A 19065-nucleotide genomic window follows, 5' to 3' on the forward strand; every position below is an offset into this window, starting at 1 on the left:
GTCAAATTTTTCCTCTAAATTTTAGACTGCAAAGATAAAGAATGTATTTTTAATCAACCTAGCAATTTTCATAATGTTTAAGATATTAGTTCATAGCAAACTTGTTAAAGTTGCTTTAAAGACTTGGAATAAATCTAAAGTTTACTATTTTTGATTAAACTAAAATAATTAATTATGAAAAAAACACTACTTTCTTTATTGTTTTTATCTTCAATTGGTTTAAGTGCTCAAACTACCATTTTTGAAGATTCATTTGAAACGTACACCGATTTTGCAATTTCTAATGTTGGGGCGTGGACCCTGATTGATGTTGATTTGAACAATCCGTATTTTATAGGAACTACAAGCTTTGATAATGCTGCTGCAGTACGGTCTTTTATGGTTTTTAATACAACTACAACAACACCTCCATTGCTACCCTCTGCAGAGGGTGATTGGACTGCTAGAACAGGAAACAAGAGCATGAATTGTATGGCGTCACAAGCCTCCCCAGGTCCTGTTGCAATCAACAATGACTGGTTAATTTCTCCACAGATTAATCTTGGTACTTCAGGAAATGTTGTATCATTCTGGGCGAAATCTGTTTCGACTGAATATGGTAATGAGAAATTTAAAGTTGGAATATCAGCTGGTAATACTACCGCTAATGTGACATTATTATCTGCAGGTATTATTACAACTCCTGCTACTGCTACATGGGCTCAGTACACGTATGCAGTGCCAGCTTCTTTCAATGGTCAGCCGGTTTATTTCTCAATTAACTGCGTTTCTGAAGATCAATACGGTTTGTCAGTAGACGATTTTAAAGTTACCGCTGAAGTATTAGGAACTGATAATTTCTTTAAAACGAACTTTGCAGTATACCCAAATCCAGCAACTGATGTAATCAATATTTCAAACACGAACCAATTGGAAATTACAAGTGCAGCTATTGTAGATGTAAATGGAAGAACTGTTAAGCAAATTAATTCTGCTGTTCAATCAATCAACATTGGCGATCTTACAGCAGGTGTTTACTTCTTGAAAATTGCAACTGCAAATGGAGAAGGAACAACTAAAATTGTAAAAAACTAAAAAGATTTTATCTTTAGTACTTAAGAAGCCCAATTTTAATTGGGCTTTTTTTTGGTACACAGTTTTAGAATAGGGTTTCAAGAAGTAAATTTTAGCGTTAATCTTATCGCAATTACATCCAAACGCTTTCCTTTTGAGTAGCATCCAAAACATCAATAGCTAAGGCTAACTTAAAATGTTCGGCGACTTTAAAAGCATCTGCTTTATCTTCTGTTTTATATACGGTTAGATGCTTGTTTCCTTTGCTGAATAAGTTTAGCATGATGATGTCATTTTTAAAAGTGGCCATGGTAGCGCCATAAGCTGAGACTTCAGTTCCTTCTTTGGTTTTAAACACAGAAATATATTCAAATTCGGGACAAGGTTTCCACTTTCCGAAATTAATTCCCAAAATTGATTTTAAACTGCGGTATGTTTTGTTTTCTAAATTGATTTCTGTGCCTTCAGTAACTAACATGTTTAATCCAATAACAGTAATCATGATTCCGAAAAACATATTACTTGTAATAAATATTCCAACGCCGCCAAGCATTAAGACGATTCCAAATATTTTTTTCATTAGGGGTAGTTCTCGTGTGTAGATAATGTTGGTCATTGGTGATTTGTTTGTTTATTTGTTTTGAAGTTCTAGCAACTTGAGGCTATTGCGAGTTAGAAAATATATTAATCAAGATAACCTTCAAACTCAATTTTTTTTAAATATCCGTTTTCAAACTTTAAACTAAATTGTGTAGTTTGTTCAAACTTTACAATTTTCAAGATTTCATCTGGAATTACTATTCCAAGAGATTTTTCAACAACCTTTTTACTGGTTCCAACTTGAATATAATTATTTAATTTAAAATCACTATTTTCAATTGACGCTTCAATTACTGCTTCGTAGCCAACTCCTTTATAAGATGTTAATTTAGTGTTTTTAAAAGCCCGCTCAATAAGGGTGTCTTTTAGATTGTCAACATGTCTGTTTTCGGTTAATGTTTTCTCAATCTTAAACTTTGAATCAGTGGCAATTTTATCTAATTGAGAAGATAAAAATTCCGTTAAACTGTCGCTTTTAAAATATAAATCTTCGCTCGAAACTGATTCGACAGCTAAATCACTTTCACGATTTAGTATCTTATCTTTTTGTTTTTGCTCGTCATTTGGTTTGCAAGAATAAAGCATTAGCAAAACACCTGTAAGAAAAGGTAAATATTTTTTCGTATTACTTCCCCGTCATTTCCCTAAACACCGCCTCTAAATTCTTATTCTTCTGATTCAACTGCAATGTTTTCAAACCATTTTCTTGAGCAAAATCAAACACTGCAGGTCGCATGTCTTTATCGGCAACAAAAGTCAGTTCCCAGATCATGCCGTGAATGTTTTTATAAGCCGTTAAGTTCGGAAGTTTCGCAATCAGTTGTTCTTCAATTTTATGATCAAATTCCACTTCCAGAATTTGTTCTTTATCGGTCATGATTTGTTTTAATTTCTTGTCCGTTACGATCACACCTTTGTCAATAATAATCACACGGTCGCAAATCGCTTCCACTTCTTGCATAATATGTGTGGACAGAAAAACCGTCTTGTCTTTCCCCACATTCTTAATCAATTGACGAATTTCAACCAACTGATTGGGGTCCAAACCCGTTGTAGGTTCATCTAAAATCAACACATCTGGATTGTGCAACAACGCATTCGCAAGACCAACTCGCTGACGGTATCCTTTAGAAAGTTGCCCAATTTTTTTGTGACTCTCCGGCGTCAAACCCGTTAAATCAATCACTTCCTGAATCCTGCTTTTCGCCACTTTATATACATCGGCATTGAAAGCCAAATATTCTTTGACATACAAATCCACATACAACGGATTGTGCTCCGGCAAATAACCCACCGATTTCTGAACCGATTGTTCTTGTGTCGAAACATCAAAACCATTTACAGATGCTGAACCAGAATCCGCATTAATATACGTGGTCAAAATTTTCATCAATGTCGATTTTCCGGCACCATTTGGCCCTAAAAATCCCACGATTTCTCCGCGTTTAATGGAGAATGTAATGTTGTCCAAAGCTTTTTGGGTTCCGTAACTTTTCGAAAGGGCTGTAACTTCTATTGACATGTGATTTGATTTGAAACAAAAGTAGCAAAAATTAAATTGCGAAAGACATCCTGCTTTAATCTCACTTTTCTAAAAATGGAACAAATTATTCCAAATTTGTTAAAAAAACCCTATATTCTGATTTGTTAAAAATAGAATAATGCTACATTTGTGTCATGGAAATTACAGCAGCAAACAGAAAATGGTTGGACAACTTAAATTTGTCGCATCCATTAGTTCTCGCAGGACCTTGCAGTGCCGAAACCGAGGCACAAGTTTTACAAATAGCACGCGAATTAAAAGATTCAGATGTGTCTATCTTTAGAGCAGGGATTTGGAAACCACGCACAAGACCAGGAGGTTTTGAAGGCGTTGGCGCGATTGGTTTAAAGTGGCTCCAAAAAGCAAAAGCAGAAACAGGAATGTTAATGGCGGTGGAAGTGGCTAATGCAGCTCACGTAAAATTAGCGCTCGAACACGACATCGACGTTTTGTGGATTGGCGCTCGAACTACTGTAAATCCTTTTGCGGTGCAAGAAATTGCAGATGCGTTGCAAAACACGGATAAAATTGTTTTGGTCAAAAACCCTGTCAATCCTGATTTAAGTTTGTGGATTGGTGGTGTAGAACGTTTGTATGGTGCGGGAATTAAAAACTTAGGCGTTATTCACCGTGGATTTTCGGTGTATGAAAAAACCAAATACCGCAATAATCCGGAATGGCAAGTGGCAATTGATTTGCAAAATCGTTTTCCCTTATTACCCTTAATTTGCGATCCATCGCACATTGCAGGTCGACGCGATTTGATTCACGAAATTTCGCAACAAGCGTTAGATTTGAATTACGATGGTTTAATGATTGAAACCCACATTGATCCTGATAATGCTTGGAGTGATGCAGCTCAACAAGTCACGCCAGACCGACTGAAAGAAATTTTCGAAGAATTAAAAGTGAAAAATAAAAGCTGTGAAAGCGCCAATTATAAAATAGAAATCGCCCAACTTCGTGCTAAAATTGATGCTTCAGACAGTAAGCTTTTAGAAATTATGGGCCAACGAATGCAAATTTCGGAAGCCATTGGTAATTTGAAGAAAGACAATAAAATTTCTGTATTGCAAAATCAGCGTTGGATGGAAATTCTAGACCGAATGAAACAGGAGGGAAGTCAGAAAGGATTGAGTGAGGAATTTATCTTGAGTTTTTTCAAAGCAATTCACCAAGAAAGTATCAGTCATCAAGAGAAAGTGATAAATAAATAGTTTTTTAGTAAAAATTCTTCAAATTATTGTGTTATAAAGATGGTTTTTTTGTAATATCGCAACCTAAAAAAAAACCATCTTACACAAACACTTATGAAGAGACTATTACTCGTTGCAACCTTCCTTCTTTTGGGAACCTCAGGGTTTTACGCCCAGAATAAATTAGACAAAATTAACTTGACCTACGGAGACGAATTAGCGGACGATGGTCAGAAAATTGTCAAAATCATCGGTGAAAATGATGATAAAATCTACGCACTCGCTCTTAAAAAAGATGATTTTTTCATCAAAATTTTCGAATCTTCGACGATGAAAATGATTTCTTCAAATGCAATCGTAATTCCTAATTTGAATGGAAAAGAAGTTGAATTTGAAGATATTTATTTGCTCAATGGAAAATTATACGCTATTGGAAGTACGTACAATAGAAAAGAAAAAATCTTCAATCTTGTGGGAACAGAAGTTTCTGATAAAGGAATTTTAAGTAAAACAGGTGCAACATTATTTAGTGCTGAGGTTGAAAAAAAGTCCTTGCGAGGTAATTTTTACATGAAATTAGCAAATGACGAGAATAGTTTACTGATTATGCATACTTCATTATTTAAAAAAGAAGATGCGGTAAAATATGAAATCAAACTTTTTGACGACAAACTGCAAACAATCTTTACCAATGTTGAAAAAGTCCAGTTTGATGACTCTTCTAAAAAAGATTTTGAATTTACCATTGCCGACTTTGAACTCAATTTTCAAAACGACGCATTTGTAGTTGTTAATGAAAGTTACCGTGATTCTAAGAAAAAAGAACACGTGGAGAAATTTCAAATTTTTGCCTTTAAAAAAGCAAATAATTACCAAAAAGAAATTGTCAACATCGATTTAAAAGGAAATTCAATTATTAATTGTAAAATGATTTCAACAAATAAAAACACATTGAAATTAGTTGGCTTTTATTCCGAAGTTCGCGAAAGCGGAAGAGCAAATTTAGAATTGAAAGGCGTTTACAATGCTTCAGTTGACATGAGTTCAAATGCAGCAGCTCCAGTTAAATTTAATGAGTTTGACTATCCTACTAAAGTTAAATTGATTGGGGAACGAAGAGCTAAAAAGGGCAAGGATGTGAAACCATTGTATAACATCACAAATCTTATTGAGAGAAACGACGGCGGATTAATTATTTTATCTGAATACCAAATGATTGTTGTAGGACAAAGTTCAGGAATAGGACCTTTGGCATTTACACCGGTAACTTACATAAAAAATGAGATTATTGTTACTTCTTTAAATCCGGACGGTTCACTTCAGTGGAGTAATGTTATTCCAAAAGAGCAAACTGCTTCTGTGACGACCATGTCATTTAATCTTTTTATTGGAGCCCAATCGGGATCATTTAGTGTTGGAATGGCAATTTCAATTCCTTTAGCACAATTGGGAAAAGGACCTGAATATTTGGGTGCGATTCCAATTTATGCAGACGACAAGTTAAGCGTGGTAATAAATGACCATGTTAAAAACAAAGGAATTACTGATATTGAGAAAATAAAATCAATGGGTAATTATAACAATGCCGTTCCTTCTATGTTTGTCTTCAACGAAAATGGAACAATGGAGCGTAAAGATCCTGAAGAAGCGATTAAAAACGAACTAGTGATCAGGCCCGGCGTTTATTACAGAAAAACGAGCAAAGAATACATTACTTATTCCTCTCGCAGAAAGAAAGATAAGCTTGGAAGAATGATTATTGAAGATTAAAAAAATAGTAAAAGGACTGATTTATTTCAGTCTTTTTTTTTTACCTTTTTTTGAAATAATCGACTAACACTATATTAAGAATAAGTTTTACCTTTGCCCCATGACTGGAATTGTTTATAAATCTACTGGAAGTTGGTACACCGTTAAAGGTTCGGATGGTAAATTCACTGAATGCCGTATTAAAGGTAAGTTTCGGATGAAGGGAATTAAAAGTACAAATCCCATTGCCGTTGGCGACCATGTGGATTATGAACTTGACGAAACTTCGGATAAAGTAACGGGTTCTATTCATAAAATTCACGAAAGAACGAATTACATTGTTCGGAAATCGGTGAATTTATCGCACCAAATGCACATTATCGCGTCAAATATTGATCGTGTTTTTTTATTGATTACGATTAATAATCCTCCAACGACTTTCAACTTTATCGATCGGTTTTTGGTTACAGCGGAAGCCTACGGAATTGAAACTATTTTAGTGTTTAATAAAATAGACACCTTTGATGAAGCTACATTGGATGAGCAGTTGTACATGCAATATGTTTATGAGCAAATAGGATACGAATGCCTCCGAGTTTCTTCAACAGAAATGAAAGGTGTTGAAAAGTTAAAGGAATTGATGACTGGCAAAGTGAGTATGTTTTCTGGCCATTCTGGAGTAGGGAAATCTACTTTAGTAAATGCAATGGAGCCTTCGCTGCATCTAAAAACGAAAGTAATTTCAGAAGCGAGTAAACAAGGACAACACACTACAACTTTTGCCGAGATGTATGATTTGAGTTTTGACGCTCGAATTATTGACACGCCTGGAATCAAAGGTTTCGGAATGGTTGACATGGAACCGTCAGAAATCAGCGGCTATTTTCCTGAATTTTTTAAACTACAAGACCAGTGTAAATTCAATAATTGTTTGCACAAAGAAGAACCGCATTGTGCTATAAAAAATGCACTCGAAAAAGATGAAATCGCTTGGTCGCGTTACCGAAGTTACCTCAAAATCTTAGAAGGCGACGACGATCATTACCGAACGGATATTTACAACGACGACAGAGTAGCCAGCGATGATACTAGAAAAAGTGAGTAAATAAGTAGTCAGTGTTCAGATTTTTAGTGCTCAGTATTCAATGGAACTTAAATTGCTGAAATGGTTTTCTATTCGTAATTTATAAACATACATCATAAGTCTTAAATCAAATATCTCGTAAATGAAAGCTGTAATTCAACGCGTTACTTCTGCATCTGTTACTATTGAAAATCAAATTACTGCTCAAATTCAATCGGGATTACTTGTTTTAATTGGTATTGAAAATGCTGATGCTCTAGAAGACATTCAATGGTTGAGTTCAAAAATCACAAACCTTCGGATTTTTGCTGACGAAGAAGGAGTAATGAATAAATCGGTAAAAGATACCGATGGCGAAATACTCGTGGTCAGTCAATTTACACTTCATGCTTCCACAAAAAAAGGAAACCGACCTTCCTACATTAAAGCTGCAAAAGCTGAAATATCTATTACTTTATACGAAGCTTTTTTAAAGCAAATTCAAATTGATTTAGGTAAACCTGTTCAGTCCGGCACTTTTGGAGCGGATATGAAAGTTGCGTTATTAAACGATGGTCCTGTAACCTTACTAATGGATTCTAAAAATAAAGAATGAATTGTTAATTATTTCTAAATAAAAATTATATTTTTGAAGCTGTTATCACAAATTTTAGTGTGATTCGTTATTGCAGTTGGTATCATTTCAAAAAAATGAATCTCCTGCAGAAGGAAAATAATTTAACCAACTTAGAATATGCTCTCGAAGTAAAAATGTTCTATTGTCAATACATTTTTATAGGTAAGTGAAGCGTATTTGAGGTGGAGTTAGAAAAAACAATTTGCCAGCTTTTCTATTAAATCAAAATCAATATTATGAAATATCTAAACACAAAAAAAGTAGGGACAAACGTTTTAAAAAAAATGTTTTTTATTGGAATCCTGCTTGGTTTTATTTCAGTTAATGCACAAGAATTTGAGTTGGGAAAAGTTTCGGTGAAAGAGTTAGAAGAAAAAGAGCATCCGAAAGACAGTTCGGCAATTGCGGCATTATTGTATAATAAAGGAAAAACCTATTTTAAATATACGGATAAAGATGGATTTACAATTGTAACCGAAGTAGAGGCACGTCTCAAGATTTATAAAAAAGAAGGTTATGATTGGGCTACTAAAGCTGTGGAATTTTATATTGGTTCAAATCCTGTAGAACAAGTTTGGTTTTCAAAAGCGATTACGTACAATCTTGTCGATGGGAAAATTGAGAAAACAAAGTTAAAAAGCGACGGAGAATTTAAGGAAAAGAAAAATAAATTTTGGGGCCTTTCAAAAATGACAATGCCAAATGTTAAGGAAGGGTCAGTAATTGAATATAGATATACGATCGAATCTCCATTTATAGGCACTTTTCCTGAATGGAAATTTCAAGATAAAATTCCGGTTAATTACTCAGAATACACAACGGATATTCCAGAATATTATAAATACAATAGTTTTTTTAAAGGATTTCTGACACCTGTAGTTACAAAATCATTTAAAAGTAATTCAGTTGTTATTAACGCTAAACAAAGGAACGGTTCGCTTAAAGTTTCAACATCGTTTTCAAATGATAAAATAGAGTTTCAATCGAACGTGGTAAAGTATGTTATAAAAAATATAGATGCGGCAAAGGATGAAGAATTTGTAACTAATATCGAAAATTATTCTTCTTCAGTAATGCACGAATTAGCTTCGCAAAATTTCCCAAACATGTCGCCAAAGTCATATGCGACTGACTGGGAATCGATTGTTAAAACAATTTACGAAGATGAAAATTTTGGTGGCGAGCTTAATAAAAAAAATTATTTTGAAGAGGATTTGAATGCAGTTTTATCAAATGTTACTGATAAGAATCAGAAATTATTAGCCATATTTGAATTTGTAAAAGGACGAATGAATTGGAATAAATATAATGGATATTACTGTAATGAGGGAGTTAAAATAGCTTACAAACAAAAAACGGGTAATAGTGCAGAAATTAACTTGATGCTGACTGCTATGCTAAAAAATGCAGGTTTTAACGCAAGACCTGTTTTGGTAAGTACGCGCTCAAATGGAATCGCCTTTTTTCCGAATAAAAGTGCTTACAATTATGTTATAACCGCTGTTGAAGACGGTGATATTATTACGCTTTTAGATGCTTCGGACAAATATTCTTTACCAAATCAAATTCCTTTTCGAGCATTAAATTGGTTTGGAAGATTAATCAGAGCCGATGGCTCTTCTGAAACTATTGATTTAATGCCTAAAATAATTTCTAAAGAAAAAATTTCGTTGACTTATAAAATTGATCAAGACGGATCCGTTTCAGGAAAAATCAGAAAAATATATTCAGACTACAATGCCCAAATCTTCAGAAGTGCATATGTTGGCTTAAATGACGAACAATACCTTGAAAAATTAGAAAACACCTTTGATAGAATTCAAATTTCTGCATACGAACGTAATAATGAACAGAACATTTATGAGCCAATTCAAGAAAATTTTTCTTTTACAGGAGGTGATTTTTCTGATGTCGTAGGCGGTAAAATTTTTGTTTCCCCACTGCTTTTTCTTGGTTCAAAAAAAAATCCGTTTGATCAAGAGAAAAGAGAGTATCCCGTAGACTTCGGATTTCCATTTCAGGACAAATTTAATATTGTAATAGAAATTCCAGAAGGATATATGGTAGAATCAATACCAACTTCTGCTCATGTAAAAATGGAAAGCAATAGCGCTAGTTTTAAATATCTTTCACAAATTAATGGAAATCAAATTCTTCTTTCAATCACACATGATCTTGAAATTCCAATTGTAAATCCAATTGATTATCCTTCTTTAAAAGACTTTTATAAACAAATTGTAGAAAAACAAATGGAGAAGATTGTTCTTAAAAAGATTTGAGTCTGAATGAAGCTTTAGGAAGATTACATTCAGTAAGTAACTTAAGCATGAATAACCTTACTAATGGATTCTAAAAATAAAGAATGAATTGTTAATTATTTCTAAATAAAAATTATATTTTTGAATAAATTTACGTTCCATGAAGTCCTTCTTTACACTGATTTTTATCGCCGCCTCAACTGTATTGTTTTCTCAAAATGAAAATTATAATATTTCAATTATTTCTCAAGATTTAATTGAAAACTCCAATGCTGTTGTTCGTTTAAAACAGAAAGACGTTATTATTTCCTCCCGAAAAGCCATGACTGTTTCTACGAAAAGTGTAGTAACAGTTCTGAATGATAAAGGATTGCGTCACATGGATGCGAGTGAGTACTTTAACAATTCTTCAAAGATAAAATCAATTGAAGCCGTAATTTTAAACAGAGAGGGAACAGAAATAAAAAAATTGAAACGCCGCGATTTTAAAGAAGTTTCAATCTCAGAAGGTTCCATAATTACCGATAATAAATTGGTTTATCTCGACTATATACCCACAATTTATCCCTTTACCATCGTTTTTGAAAGTGTTGTTGAAACTTCAAATACCGCATTTATTCCTTCTTGGTATCCTTCAGAATCTACAAATGTTGGAGTGGAAATGGCTTCTGTAACTATTAACTATCTACCTGAGTTGGGGTTTAAATACAAAGAATTAAATTTTGATTCAGGAGTCAAAATAATTAAAAAGGAAACAGCTAATTCGATAACATTTTCTGCAACAGCAATTCCGCCCTATAAATACGAAGATTATTCGCCATCGTACCAGAACTTTTTTCCCCACGTCTTGTTTGGTTTGACCGCTTTCAATCTTGAAGGAGTGGAAGGTGTTGCTTCAGATTGGAAATCATTTGGGTCTTGGATGCATGAAAGCCTTCTTAAAAACACGACGGAACTTCCTTTAGAAACGCAGAATAAAATCAAGCAGTTAGTTGGTATTGAAAAGGATCCGCTTAAAATTACAAAAATAATTTACCAATACGTTCAGGACAAAACGCGGTATATAAGCATCCAACTCGGAATTGGCGGATGGAAACCGATGCTTGCAAAGGATGTTGACCGTTTAGGCTATGGCGATTGTAAAGCGTTGACAAATTATACCCGTTCACTTTTACAAATTGTAGGAGTTCCTTCTTATTATACCGTTATTTATGGCGGCAGTGAAATCAGAAGTTTGCAGGACGATTTTGTTTCTATGCAAGGGAATCACGTCATTTTGGGTGTGCCAGTCGAGGGTAAAATTCAATGGTTGGAATGCACGAGTCAAGTAACGCCTTTTGGCTTTCAAGGTGATTTTACCGACAATAGACTGGCATTAATGATCAAACCTGAAGGCGGAGAAATCATTCGTACACATGAATTTATAGCGGAGAAAAATTCACAGATTAGCTCCGGAAATTTTGCAATTGATAATGCAGGAACATTGAAGGGTTCGGTAACAATCAATTCTAGAGGAATACAATACGACAGTAAATTTGGCAATGAAGAAAAATCGGCTGAGGAGCGAACGAAATTTTACAAGAATTACTTTTGGCACATCAACAATTTGAATTTAGAGAAAATCAACTTCACAAATGACAAAGAGAACGTTGAATTTCAAGAAGCCATTTCTTTACAAGCAGCAAATTATGCAACGATCAGCGGCGGTAGAATGATGTTTTCCATAAATGCTTTCAATCCGTTAAGAGCGGTTCCACAGCGGTACAGAACTCGAAATAATCCCTTTGAAGTAGATCGTGGTTTCGCTGATTATGATGAAATAACCATTCAATTGCCGTCCGATTATGCCGTTGAAGCAAAGCCAGATCCTTTTGAAATAAAGAATAAATTTGGACACTACAAAACAGAATATATTTTGACTGCTGATCATACCTTGCAGTATAAAAGAACCTATCAATTAAATGCAGGACTTTACGAAAAGGACGAGTACGATACTTTTCGAAAATTTATTGAAAGTATAGGTAAAATGGATAATGCCAAAATAGTATTGATTAAAAAACCCTAAATTATGACCCAAAAGATAAGTTCAGTAATCGCACTTTTGCTACTTTGTAGTGCGGCTTTTAGCCAAAATTTTAATTTGAATCGTGTTACAGTCGAAGAATTAGCTGAAAAAGTGCATCCGCTTGATTCGTCTGCATCCGCAGCTTATTTACACAAAACCGGTAAAGTGTTTTTTGAGTTAACTTCCGAAGGTCGATTTGTATTGGTAAACGAAGTAACAGCAAAAATAAAAATCTATAAAAAAGACGGTTATAGTTATGCTAATTTAGAAGTGCCCTACTATACAGGAGGTCAAGCAATCCGCTTGTTTTTTGATGATGCTGCGACTTTTAATTTGGTTGATGGTAAAGTGGTACGCACGAAATTAAAGAGTGATGGAGAATTTCAGGAGAAGATCAACGACAATTATAACGTAAAGAAAATCACGTTGCCTAATGTGAAAGAAGGCAGTATTGTGGAATATAAATACACCTTGAAAACACCGTATGCAACTTATTTTCCCGATTGGTATTTTCAACATGAAATTCCTGTAAATAATGTGTTTTATGAAGTGACTATTCCTGAATATTTTAAATACCAAGTGTTTTTAAAAGGTTTTGAAGACATTAAAGTTTCTCCAGAAAAAGTGGTCGTTGCATTCACTAAAAATTATAATAATTCACAAATTCAATACACTGGTAAAGATATAAAAGCGATAAAAGAAGAGCCTTATGTAAACAATATGGACAATTATACGTCTATGATTCAATACGAATTAGCGACTACCAACTTCCCCGAACAAGGAGTTAAATCGTTTGCTACAGACTGGGCTTCGGTGGCAAAAACCATTTACGAGTCGGATTATTTTGGCGATGAATTGAATAAGAAATCTTATTTTGAGAAAGACATAGATGTGCTGTTAAACGGTATAGCTTCGCGCGATGAAAAAATCATGTTGATTTTTAACTTTGTAAAAAACCGAATGAATTGGAATGAAAAGTACGGTTACTATACTGATTTAGGTGTGAAGAAAGCCTATGCTGAAAAAGTGGGAAATGTGGCTGATATTAATTTAATGTTGGTTGCCATGTTGCGTTATGCGAAAATAAATTCCAATCCTATCTTAGTAAGTACTCGGTCAAATGGTATTTCACTTTTTCCAACGCGTGGTGCTTTTAATTATGTAATTGCAGGAATTGAATTGGAGGATAATAAAGGTATTTTATTAGATGCAACTTCTAAAAATTCAATGCCAAATATTATTCCGATTCGCGCTTTGAACTGGACAGGTAGAATGATTCGGGAAGATAAAACTTCAAAGGAAATTGACTTGATGCCGCAAACAAATGCAAGAGAAGCAGTTGCTGTAATGGCTAAAATTGACACGGATGGAATGGTTTCAGGATCTGTCAGAGATCAATATGTGGATTATAAAAGTTTTGTTTTCAGAGAAAATTACCAGTCGATGTCAAAAGAGACGTACTTAGAGCGATTGGAAAACAGGTATCCGGGACTGCAAGTTGAAAAGTATGAAGTTTCAAATGCCACTGATTTAGACCAACCAGTAGTGGAGGTTTTTGAATTTAAAAATGATAATTTGACCGAAAGAATTGGTGGTAAAATGTATTTTTCACCGATGTTGTTTTACACGTCAACTGTAAATCCATTTAAATTAGAAACACGAAACTTCCCACTTGATTTTTCTTTTCCTTACCAAGAACGTTATAATTTTACAATCGCGATTCCGGAAGGATATGAAATAGAATCGTTGCCACAACCTATTAACATTGCAGTCGAAAAAAACATAGGTACATTCAAGTACTTAATCGCTTCGACGGGTAATCAAATCCAACTATCAGTAGTTATGGAAATTAATTATTCAGGCGTTCCCGCTGATTATTATTCGTCGTTGAAACGCTTTTTCGGCCAACTGGTAGACAAACAAAAAGAGAAAATTGTACTTAAAAAAATATAACCATGGATTTACAAAACTCCCAACTTGACGTTGACAATTGGATTAAAGAACACGGCGTTCGGTATTTTAATGAATTGACCAATATGGCTCAATTGACGGAAGAAGTAGGCGAAGTAGCGCGAATCATCGCCCGACGATACGGCGAACAATCTGAAAAAGAAAGCGATAAAAATAAAGATTTGGGCGAAGAGCTGGCGGACGTCGTTTTTGTAGTTTTGTGTTTGGCAAATCAAACGGGAATTAATTTGCAAGAAGCATTTGATAAAAAATTAGAATTGAAATCAAACCGCGACAAAGACCGCCATAAAAACAACGAAAAACTGAAGTAATGAATTCAAAATTAAAACGCTTTTTAATCATTTTTGTAATCGCCACGCTAGTTAGTTTCGGCATGTTTTATATTCTGGAAGACGATAAAACGTGTGTTTTTGATTGGGGAACTAAGTGTTCCAACTCGTACTTATTTCGTGCGGGTTTTCAATCTGTTTTTATGTCTGTACTGTTGTTTTATTTGAATCGCAATAAAAATGTTGACAAACAATAGTCACCATAATGAAATCGAAATTAACTACTTTTATCATCGGGTTTTTAGGAATGGGACTGTTCTACGGAATCCTGCTGACCTTTTCCGGGTCTAAATCTTCGACTTTGGAAATTTTTAAAGGAGCAATTTTCTTTGGCATCATGTGGGGATTAGCTGAGGTGTTTGTGTTCCCGTGGATCAGAAACCGTTTTAAGAAAAAAGATTCATGAAAGTACATTTACAACATTCTAAAATAAAACCCAGCTCGGAAATTAGCATCACCGGTTCAAAATCAGAAACCAACCGATTGCTGTTGCTTCAAGCTTTGTTTCCAAACTTAACTTTAGAAAACACATCCAATTCTGATGATTCAGAAGTCATGGTTCACGCATTATCACAAATTTCAAGACTGACAACTGATAACGGTCAACCGATAACTGTAGATGTGCACCACGCCGGAACAGCCATGCGATTTCTAACGGCCTATTTTGCTATTCAACCCAATAATGACGTAATTCTCACAGGTTCTTCTCGTATGAAAGAACGTCCGATTCATATTCTTGTTGAAGCTTTAAATACTTTAGGTGCTCAAATTTCGTACGAAGAAAAAGTGGGCTTTCCGCCAATACGAATTAAAGGAACGGAATTACAAAAAAGGGAAGTTTCGCTTGAAGCCAATACGTCCAGCCAGTTTATTTCCGCTCTATTATTAATTGCTCCAAAATTAAAAAACGGTTTGCAATTGCATTTGAAAGGCGAAATCACTTCGTTGTCGTATATCAAAATGACGCTGGCGTTGTTGAAAGAAATCGGTGTGGAAACTTCTTTTGAAAACAAAACCATCACGATACAACCTGCAAACTACAAATTACAACCTATAACCATAACGGTTGAATCCGACTGGTCATCCGCTTCCTATTTTTATTCAATTGTAGCACTTTCCGCAATTGGAACCCAAATTACACTTTCAAGTTATAAAAGGGATAGTTTGCAAGGAGATTCGAACTTAGTCGAAATTTATAAAGATTTTGGAGTTGAAACTATTTTCAACCACAATGAAACGATTACAATTTCAAAGGTCAATTACAATATCAATTCCAACAAAAACCTACAACCTACAACCGACAACGTACAACTAAAATACAACTTAAACAATTGTCCAGACATTGCCCAAACCATTGCAGTAACTTGTTTTGGACTCGGACTTGGCTGCGAATTGACAGGTTTGCATACGCTGAAAATAAAAGAAACGGATCGGTTAGAAGCGTTGAAAACAGAACTTTCTAAATTAGGTGCAACTATTTCTGTAACGGCTGATTCATTACTTTTAAAAGCTGCTCCAAAAGATTTCGATTATTCTGAAAATGTATCCATCGCAACCTATCAAGACCACCGAATGGCAATGGCATTTGCCCCATTAGCTTTGAAAACTTCGCTCCTAATTGAAGATGCTGAAGTAGTTTCTAAGTCATATCCTGATTTTTGGGAAGATTTAAAGAGGATTGGTATTTCAATAAAATAAATGTATAAAGCTAATTTTAACACAACATTGGGTTTTTACTGCTTTTATTTTGAAAGCAATCCCTTGCTACATAAGGGATGACGAAAATAAACCTCGTTTTACTTGACAACGCCTAGTTGACAGTCGTATCTTTGCAATTAGGTCAATAAATAAGGATTTAAAATCTTACGTGTTGATACTTAAATCTTCATACTTTACTTTTAATACTTATTATGAAATTATCTCAGTTCCAGTTTAATTTACCTACAGAACTTCTTGCAGAATATCCTGCAGAAAATCGTGATGAATCTCGTTTAATGGTGATCAACCGAGAAAAAAAGACAATTGAGCACAAAATGTTCAAAGACGTTATCGATTATTTCGATGAAGGTGATGTATTAATTTTAAATAATACGAAAGTATTTCCAGCACGTTTATTTGGAAACAAAGAAAAAACAGGAGCTAGAATTGAAGTGTTTTTATTGAGAGAATTAAATGCGGAACAACGTTTGTGGGATGTTTTAGTAGATCCAGCTCGTAAAATCCGTATTGGAAATAAATTATATTTTGGCGACGACGACTCTTTGGTTGCTGAAGTTATTGACAATACAACTTCACGAGGTAGAACATTACGCTTTTTATACGACGGTTCTTACGAAGAATTCAGAAGTAAATTGACCGAACTTGGAGAAACTCCAATTCCTAAATACATCAGCCGTGAAGTTACACCAGAAGATAAAGAACGGTACCAGACGATTTATGCAAAAGTTGAAGGAGCGGTTGCAGCACCAACTGCAGGTTTGCACTTTTCAAAACATTTATTAAAACGTCTTGAGATTAAAGGTGTTGATTTTGCAGAAGTAACCCTTCACGTAGGCTTAGGAACTTTTAATCCAGTTGAGGTAGAAGATTTATCGAAACATAAAATGGATTCAGAAGAGTTGATTATCAAGCAAGAAACTTGTGACATCGTGAACAATGCGAAAATAAAAAAGAAACGTATTTGTGCAGTTGGAACGACTTCAATGAGAGCCGTTGAAAGTGCCGTTTCTTCAGCGAGAACCTTGAATACGTTTGACGGTTGGACAAATAAATTTTTATTTCCTCCACACGATTTTAGTATTGCTAATTGTATGATTACCAATTTCCATACGCCAAAATCAACTTTATTAATGATGGTTTCTGCTTTTACAGGACATGATTTGATGAAGGAAGCGTATGCTGAAGCAATCAAAGAAGGATACAAATTCTACTCATATGGTGACGCGATGTTAATCATCTAATTACCGAATTTTATATAAATATTAAAATCCCATCAGCAATGATGGGATTTTTTGTTTCTAGTTGAAATTCATTTTAATTTCGAACAACTTCTTGATTTAAAAGCAATAATTGCTCCACATAATCTCTCTGATTCGAAAGACGTGGAATTTTATTTTGACCACCCAGTTTATTCTCGTTTTTCAACCAATCATAAAAAAGTTGGCGTCTTGCAAAGTGAACAACGGGAGCGTTCAACGTCATATTATTATATCTTTTTGCTTCGTAATCTGAATTTAAGGCTTGCAAACTTTCATCCAATACTTTTTTGAAAAGCGCTTCGTCAGCAGGATTTTTTCTAAATTCAATAATCCATTCGTGAGCGCCTTTTTCTTTCCCTTCCATAAAAATAGGAGCGACCGAATAATCCATCATTTCTGAATTTGTGGCTTGGCAGGCTTTCGCAATTGCATTATCAGCGTTTTCAATAATCAATTCTTCGCCAAAAACATTAATGTGGTGTTTCGTTCGTCCTGTTACTCGAATTCTGTAGGGATTTAATGAAGTAAACCGAACGGTATCGCCAATTTGATAACGCCAAAGACCAGAATTTGTAGTAATCACAATCGCGTAGTTTTTATTGATTTCTACGTCAGCAAGGCGGATGATTTTCTGTTCTAAAGTACCGTATGTTTCCATCGGAATAAATTCGTAGAAAATTCCATAGTCCAACATCAACAATAAATCGCTCGAATTATTCAAATCTTGGATGGCAAAAAATCCTTCGGAAGCATTGTATATTTCGTAATATTGAAAGTTTTTATTCGGGAATAAGGCTTTGTATTGTTCTTTGTAAGGGTCAAAAGCGACACCTCCGTGAAAATAAACTTCGGCATTGGGCCAAACTTCAAGTAAATTTGTTTTCTGCGTTTCTTCTAAAACTTTATTCAATAAAACCAGCATCCACGAAGGAACTCCCGCAAAACTAGTGACATTTTCATAACGGGTTTCATTCACAATCGCACCGAGTTTTATTTCCCAATCGTCCATCAGCGAAACTTTATTACTTGGCGTACTACTGAATTCAGCCCACAGAGGCATGTTTTCAATCAAAATAGCAGACAAGTCACCAAAGAAAGTATTGTTGTCGGCATACAATTGTTTGCTTCCGCCAAGACGCAAACTTTTGCCGGTAAATAATTGGGATTCTTCGTTGTTGTTGAGGTAAAGGGAAAGCAAATCTTTAGCTGCTTTATAATGGCAATTTTCCAAAGCATCCGCACTTACAGGGATGAATTTACTTTTGGAATTGGTGGTTCCGCTTGATTTTGCAAACCACTTTATAGGTGTAGGCCAAAAAATATTTTGTTCGCCTTTTCGTGTTTTTTCAATAATGGGTTCGAGACATTCGTAGGTTGAAATGCGAACTCTGTCAGCAAAATTTTGATAGGATTTTATGCTTTCAAAATCATATTCGAGCCCAATTTGGGTTCGTTCTGCTGTGCGAATTAAATTCATCAACAACTCCTCCTGAACCTCATTCGGATATTTCATAAACAATTCAATCTGATGAATTCGTTTTTTTAAAATCCACGAGGCAACAGAATTAATAATTGGTAACGCCATTTTAAATTATGATAATGGTTGTTGAATTTCTAACTTTA

At 34.6% G+C, this 19065-nt stretch carries 16 protein-coding genes; 12 read left to right on the forward strand and 4 right to left on the reverse strand.

Translation table 11 applies throughout. The features are described 5' to 3' along the window. Positions 1-174 precede the first annotated feature (174 nt). Positions 175-1074, forward strand: a complete 900-nt coding sequence (locus YWA_RS0101040; RefSeq protein WP_022826639.1) for a T9SS-dependent choice-of-anchor J family protein — start codon at positions 175-177, stop codon at positions 1072-1074. A 112-nt stretch (positions 1075-1186) separates the two neighbouring features. On the opposite strand, the gene YWA_RS0101045 is transcribed toward YWA_RS0101040, so the two are convergent. From YWA_RS0101045 to gldA, 3 genes are all read right to left on the reverse strand, one after another. Beyond that, on the reverse strand, positions 1187-1633 hold the full coding sequence (locus YWA_RS0101045) for a hypothetical protein (protein ID WP_022826640.1): 447 nt from the start codon (positions 1631-1633) through the stop codon (positions 1187-1189). Positions 1634-1737: 104 nt separating this feature from the next. Continuing rightward, entirely contained in the window at positions 1738-2238 is a 501-nt protein-coding gene (locus YWA_RS0101050) for a hypothetical protein (RefSeq protein WP_022826641.1), read from the reverse strand. A 40-nt stretch (positions 2239-2278) separates the two neighbouring features. Further along, the gene (gene gldA / locus YWA_RS0101055) at positions 2279-3175 is read right to left on the reverse strand and encodes a gliding motility-associated ABC transporter ATP-binding subunit GldA (protein WP_022826642.1); all 897 of its coding nucleotides are present in this window, start codon (positions 3173-3175) and stop codon (positions 2279-2281) included. A gap of 155 nt (positions 3176-3330) precedes the next feature. On the opposite strand from gldA, the gene YWA_RS0101060 reads away from it, so the two are divergent. The 11 genes from YWA_RS0101060 to queA all read left to right on the forward strand — a co-directional run bounded on the left by YWA_RS0101060 (position 3331) and on the right by queA (position 17424). Continuing rightward, the gene (locus YWA_RS0101060) at positions 3331-4413 is read left to right on the forward strand and encodes a bifunctional 3-deoxy-7-phosphoheptulonate synthase/chorismate mutase type II (protein ID WP_022826643.1); all 1083 of its coding nucleotides are present in this window, start codon (positions 3331-3333) and stop codon (positions 4411-4413) included. A 93-nt stretch (positions 4414-4506) separates the two neighbouring features. Beyond that, the gene (locus YWA_RS0101065; RefSeq protein ID WP_022826644.1) at positions 4507-6162 is read left to right on the forward strand and encodes a hypothetical protein; all 1656 of its coding nucleotides are present in this window, start codon (positions 4507-4509) and stop codon (positions 6160-6162) included. A gap of 100 nt (positions 6163-6262) precedes the next feature. Continuing rightward, positions 6263-7246 (forward strand): ribosome small subunit-dependent GTPase A, encoded by a 984-nt coding sequence (gene rsgA, locus YWA_RS0101070; protein ID WP_022826645.1) that lies wholly within the window; start codon positions 6263-6265, stop codon positions 7244-7246. 121 nt (positions 7247-7367) lie between these two features. Next, positions 7368-7820 carry a D-aminoacyl-tRNA deacylase gene (gene dtd, locus YWA_RS0101075; protein ID WP_022826646.1) on the forward strand — a complete coding sequence of 151 codons (453 nt, stop codon included), beginning with the start codon at positions 7368-7370 and terminating at the stop codon, positions 7818-7820. Between the two features lie 257 nt (positions 7821-8077). Then, the gene (locus YWA_RS0101080) at positions 8078-10120 is read left to right on the forward strand and encodes a DUF3857 domain-containing protein (RefSeq protein WP_022826647.1); all 2043 of its coding nucleotides are present in this window, start codon (positions 8078-8080) and stop codon (positions 10118-10120) included. Between the two features lie 139 nt (positions 10121-10259). Beyond that, a complete protein-coding gene (locus YWA_RS0101085; protein WP_022826648.1) occupies positions 10260-12164 on the forward strand; it encodes a DUF3857 domain-containing protein in 1905 nt (634 codons plus the stop codon). Between the two features lie 3 nt (positions 12165-12167). Next, the gene (locus YWA_RS0101090) at positions 12168-14117 is read left to right on the forward strand and encodes a DUF3857 domain-containing protein (protein WP_022826649.1); all 1950 of its coding nucleotides are present in this window, start codon (positions 12168-12170) and stop codon (positions 14115-14117) included. Positions 14118-14119: 2 nt separating this feature from the next. After that, positions 14120-14446, forward strand: coding sequence for a nucleotide pyrophosphohydrolase (locus YWA_RS0101095; protein WP_022826650.1), 327 nt, complete (start codon positions 14120-14122; stop codon positions 14444-14446). 223 nt (positions 14447-14669) lie between these two features. Further along, on the forward strand, positions 14670-14870 hold the full coding sequence (locus YWA_RS0101105; protein WP_022826652.1) for a hypothetical protein: 201 nt from the start codon (positions 14670-14672) through the stop codon (positions 14868-14870). Next, a complete protein-coding gene (aroA, locus tag YWA_RS0101110) occupies positions 14867-16162 on the forward strand; it encodes a 3-phosphoshikimate 1-carboxyvinyltransferase (RefSeq protein WP_022826653.1) in 1296 nt (431 codons plus the stop codon). Before YWA_RS0101105 ends, aroA begins: the two co-directional genes overlap by 4 nt. 212 nt (positions 16163-16374) lie before the next feature. Next, positions 16375-17424: a tRNA preQ1(34) S-adenosylmethionine ribosyltransferase-isomerase QueA gene (gene queA / locus YWA_RS0101115; RefSeq protein WP_022826654.1), complete on the forward strand. Its 1050-nt coding sequence runs from the start codon at positions 16375-16377 to the stop codon at positions 17422-17424. Positions 17425-17497: 73 nt separating this feature from the next. Here the strand turns inward: queA and YWA_RS0101120 are convergent, their stop codons facing one another. After that, positions 17498-19027, reverse strand: coding sequence for a GH3 auxin-responsive promoter family protein (locus YWA_RS0101120; RefSeq protein ID WP_022826655.1), 1530 nt, complete (start codon positions 19025-19027; stop codon positions 17498-17500). Positions 19028-19065 lie beyond the last annotated feature (38 nt).

It is taken from the genome of Flavobacterium antarcticum DSM 19726 (assembly GCF_000419685.1).
Taxonomy (GTDB): Bacteria; Bacteroidota; Bacteroidia; order Flavobacteriales; family Flavobacteriaceae; genus Flavobacterium; species Flavobacterium antarcticum.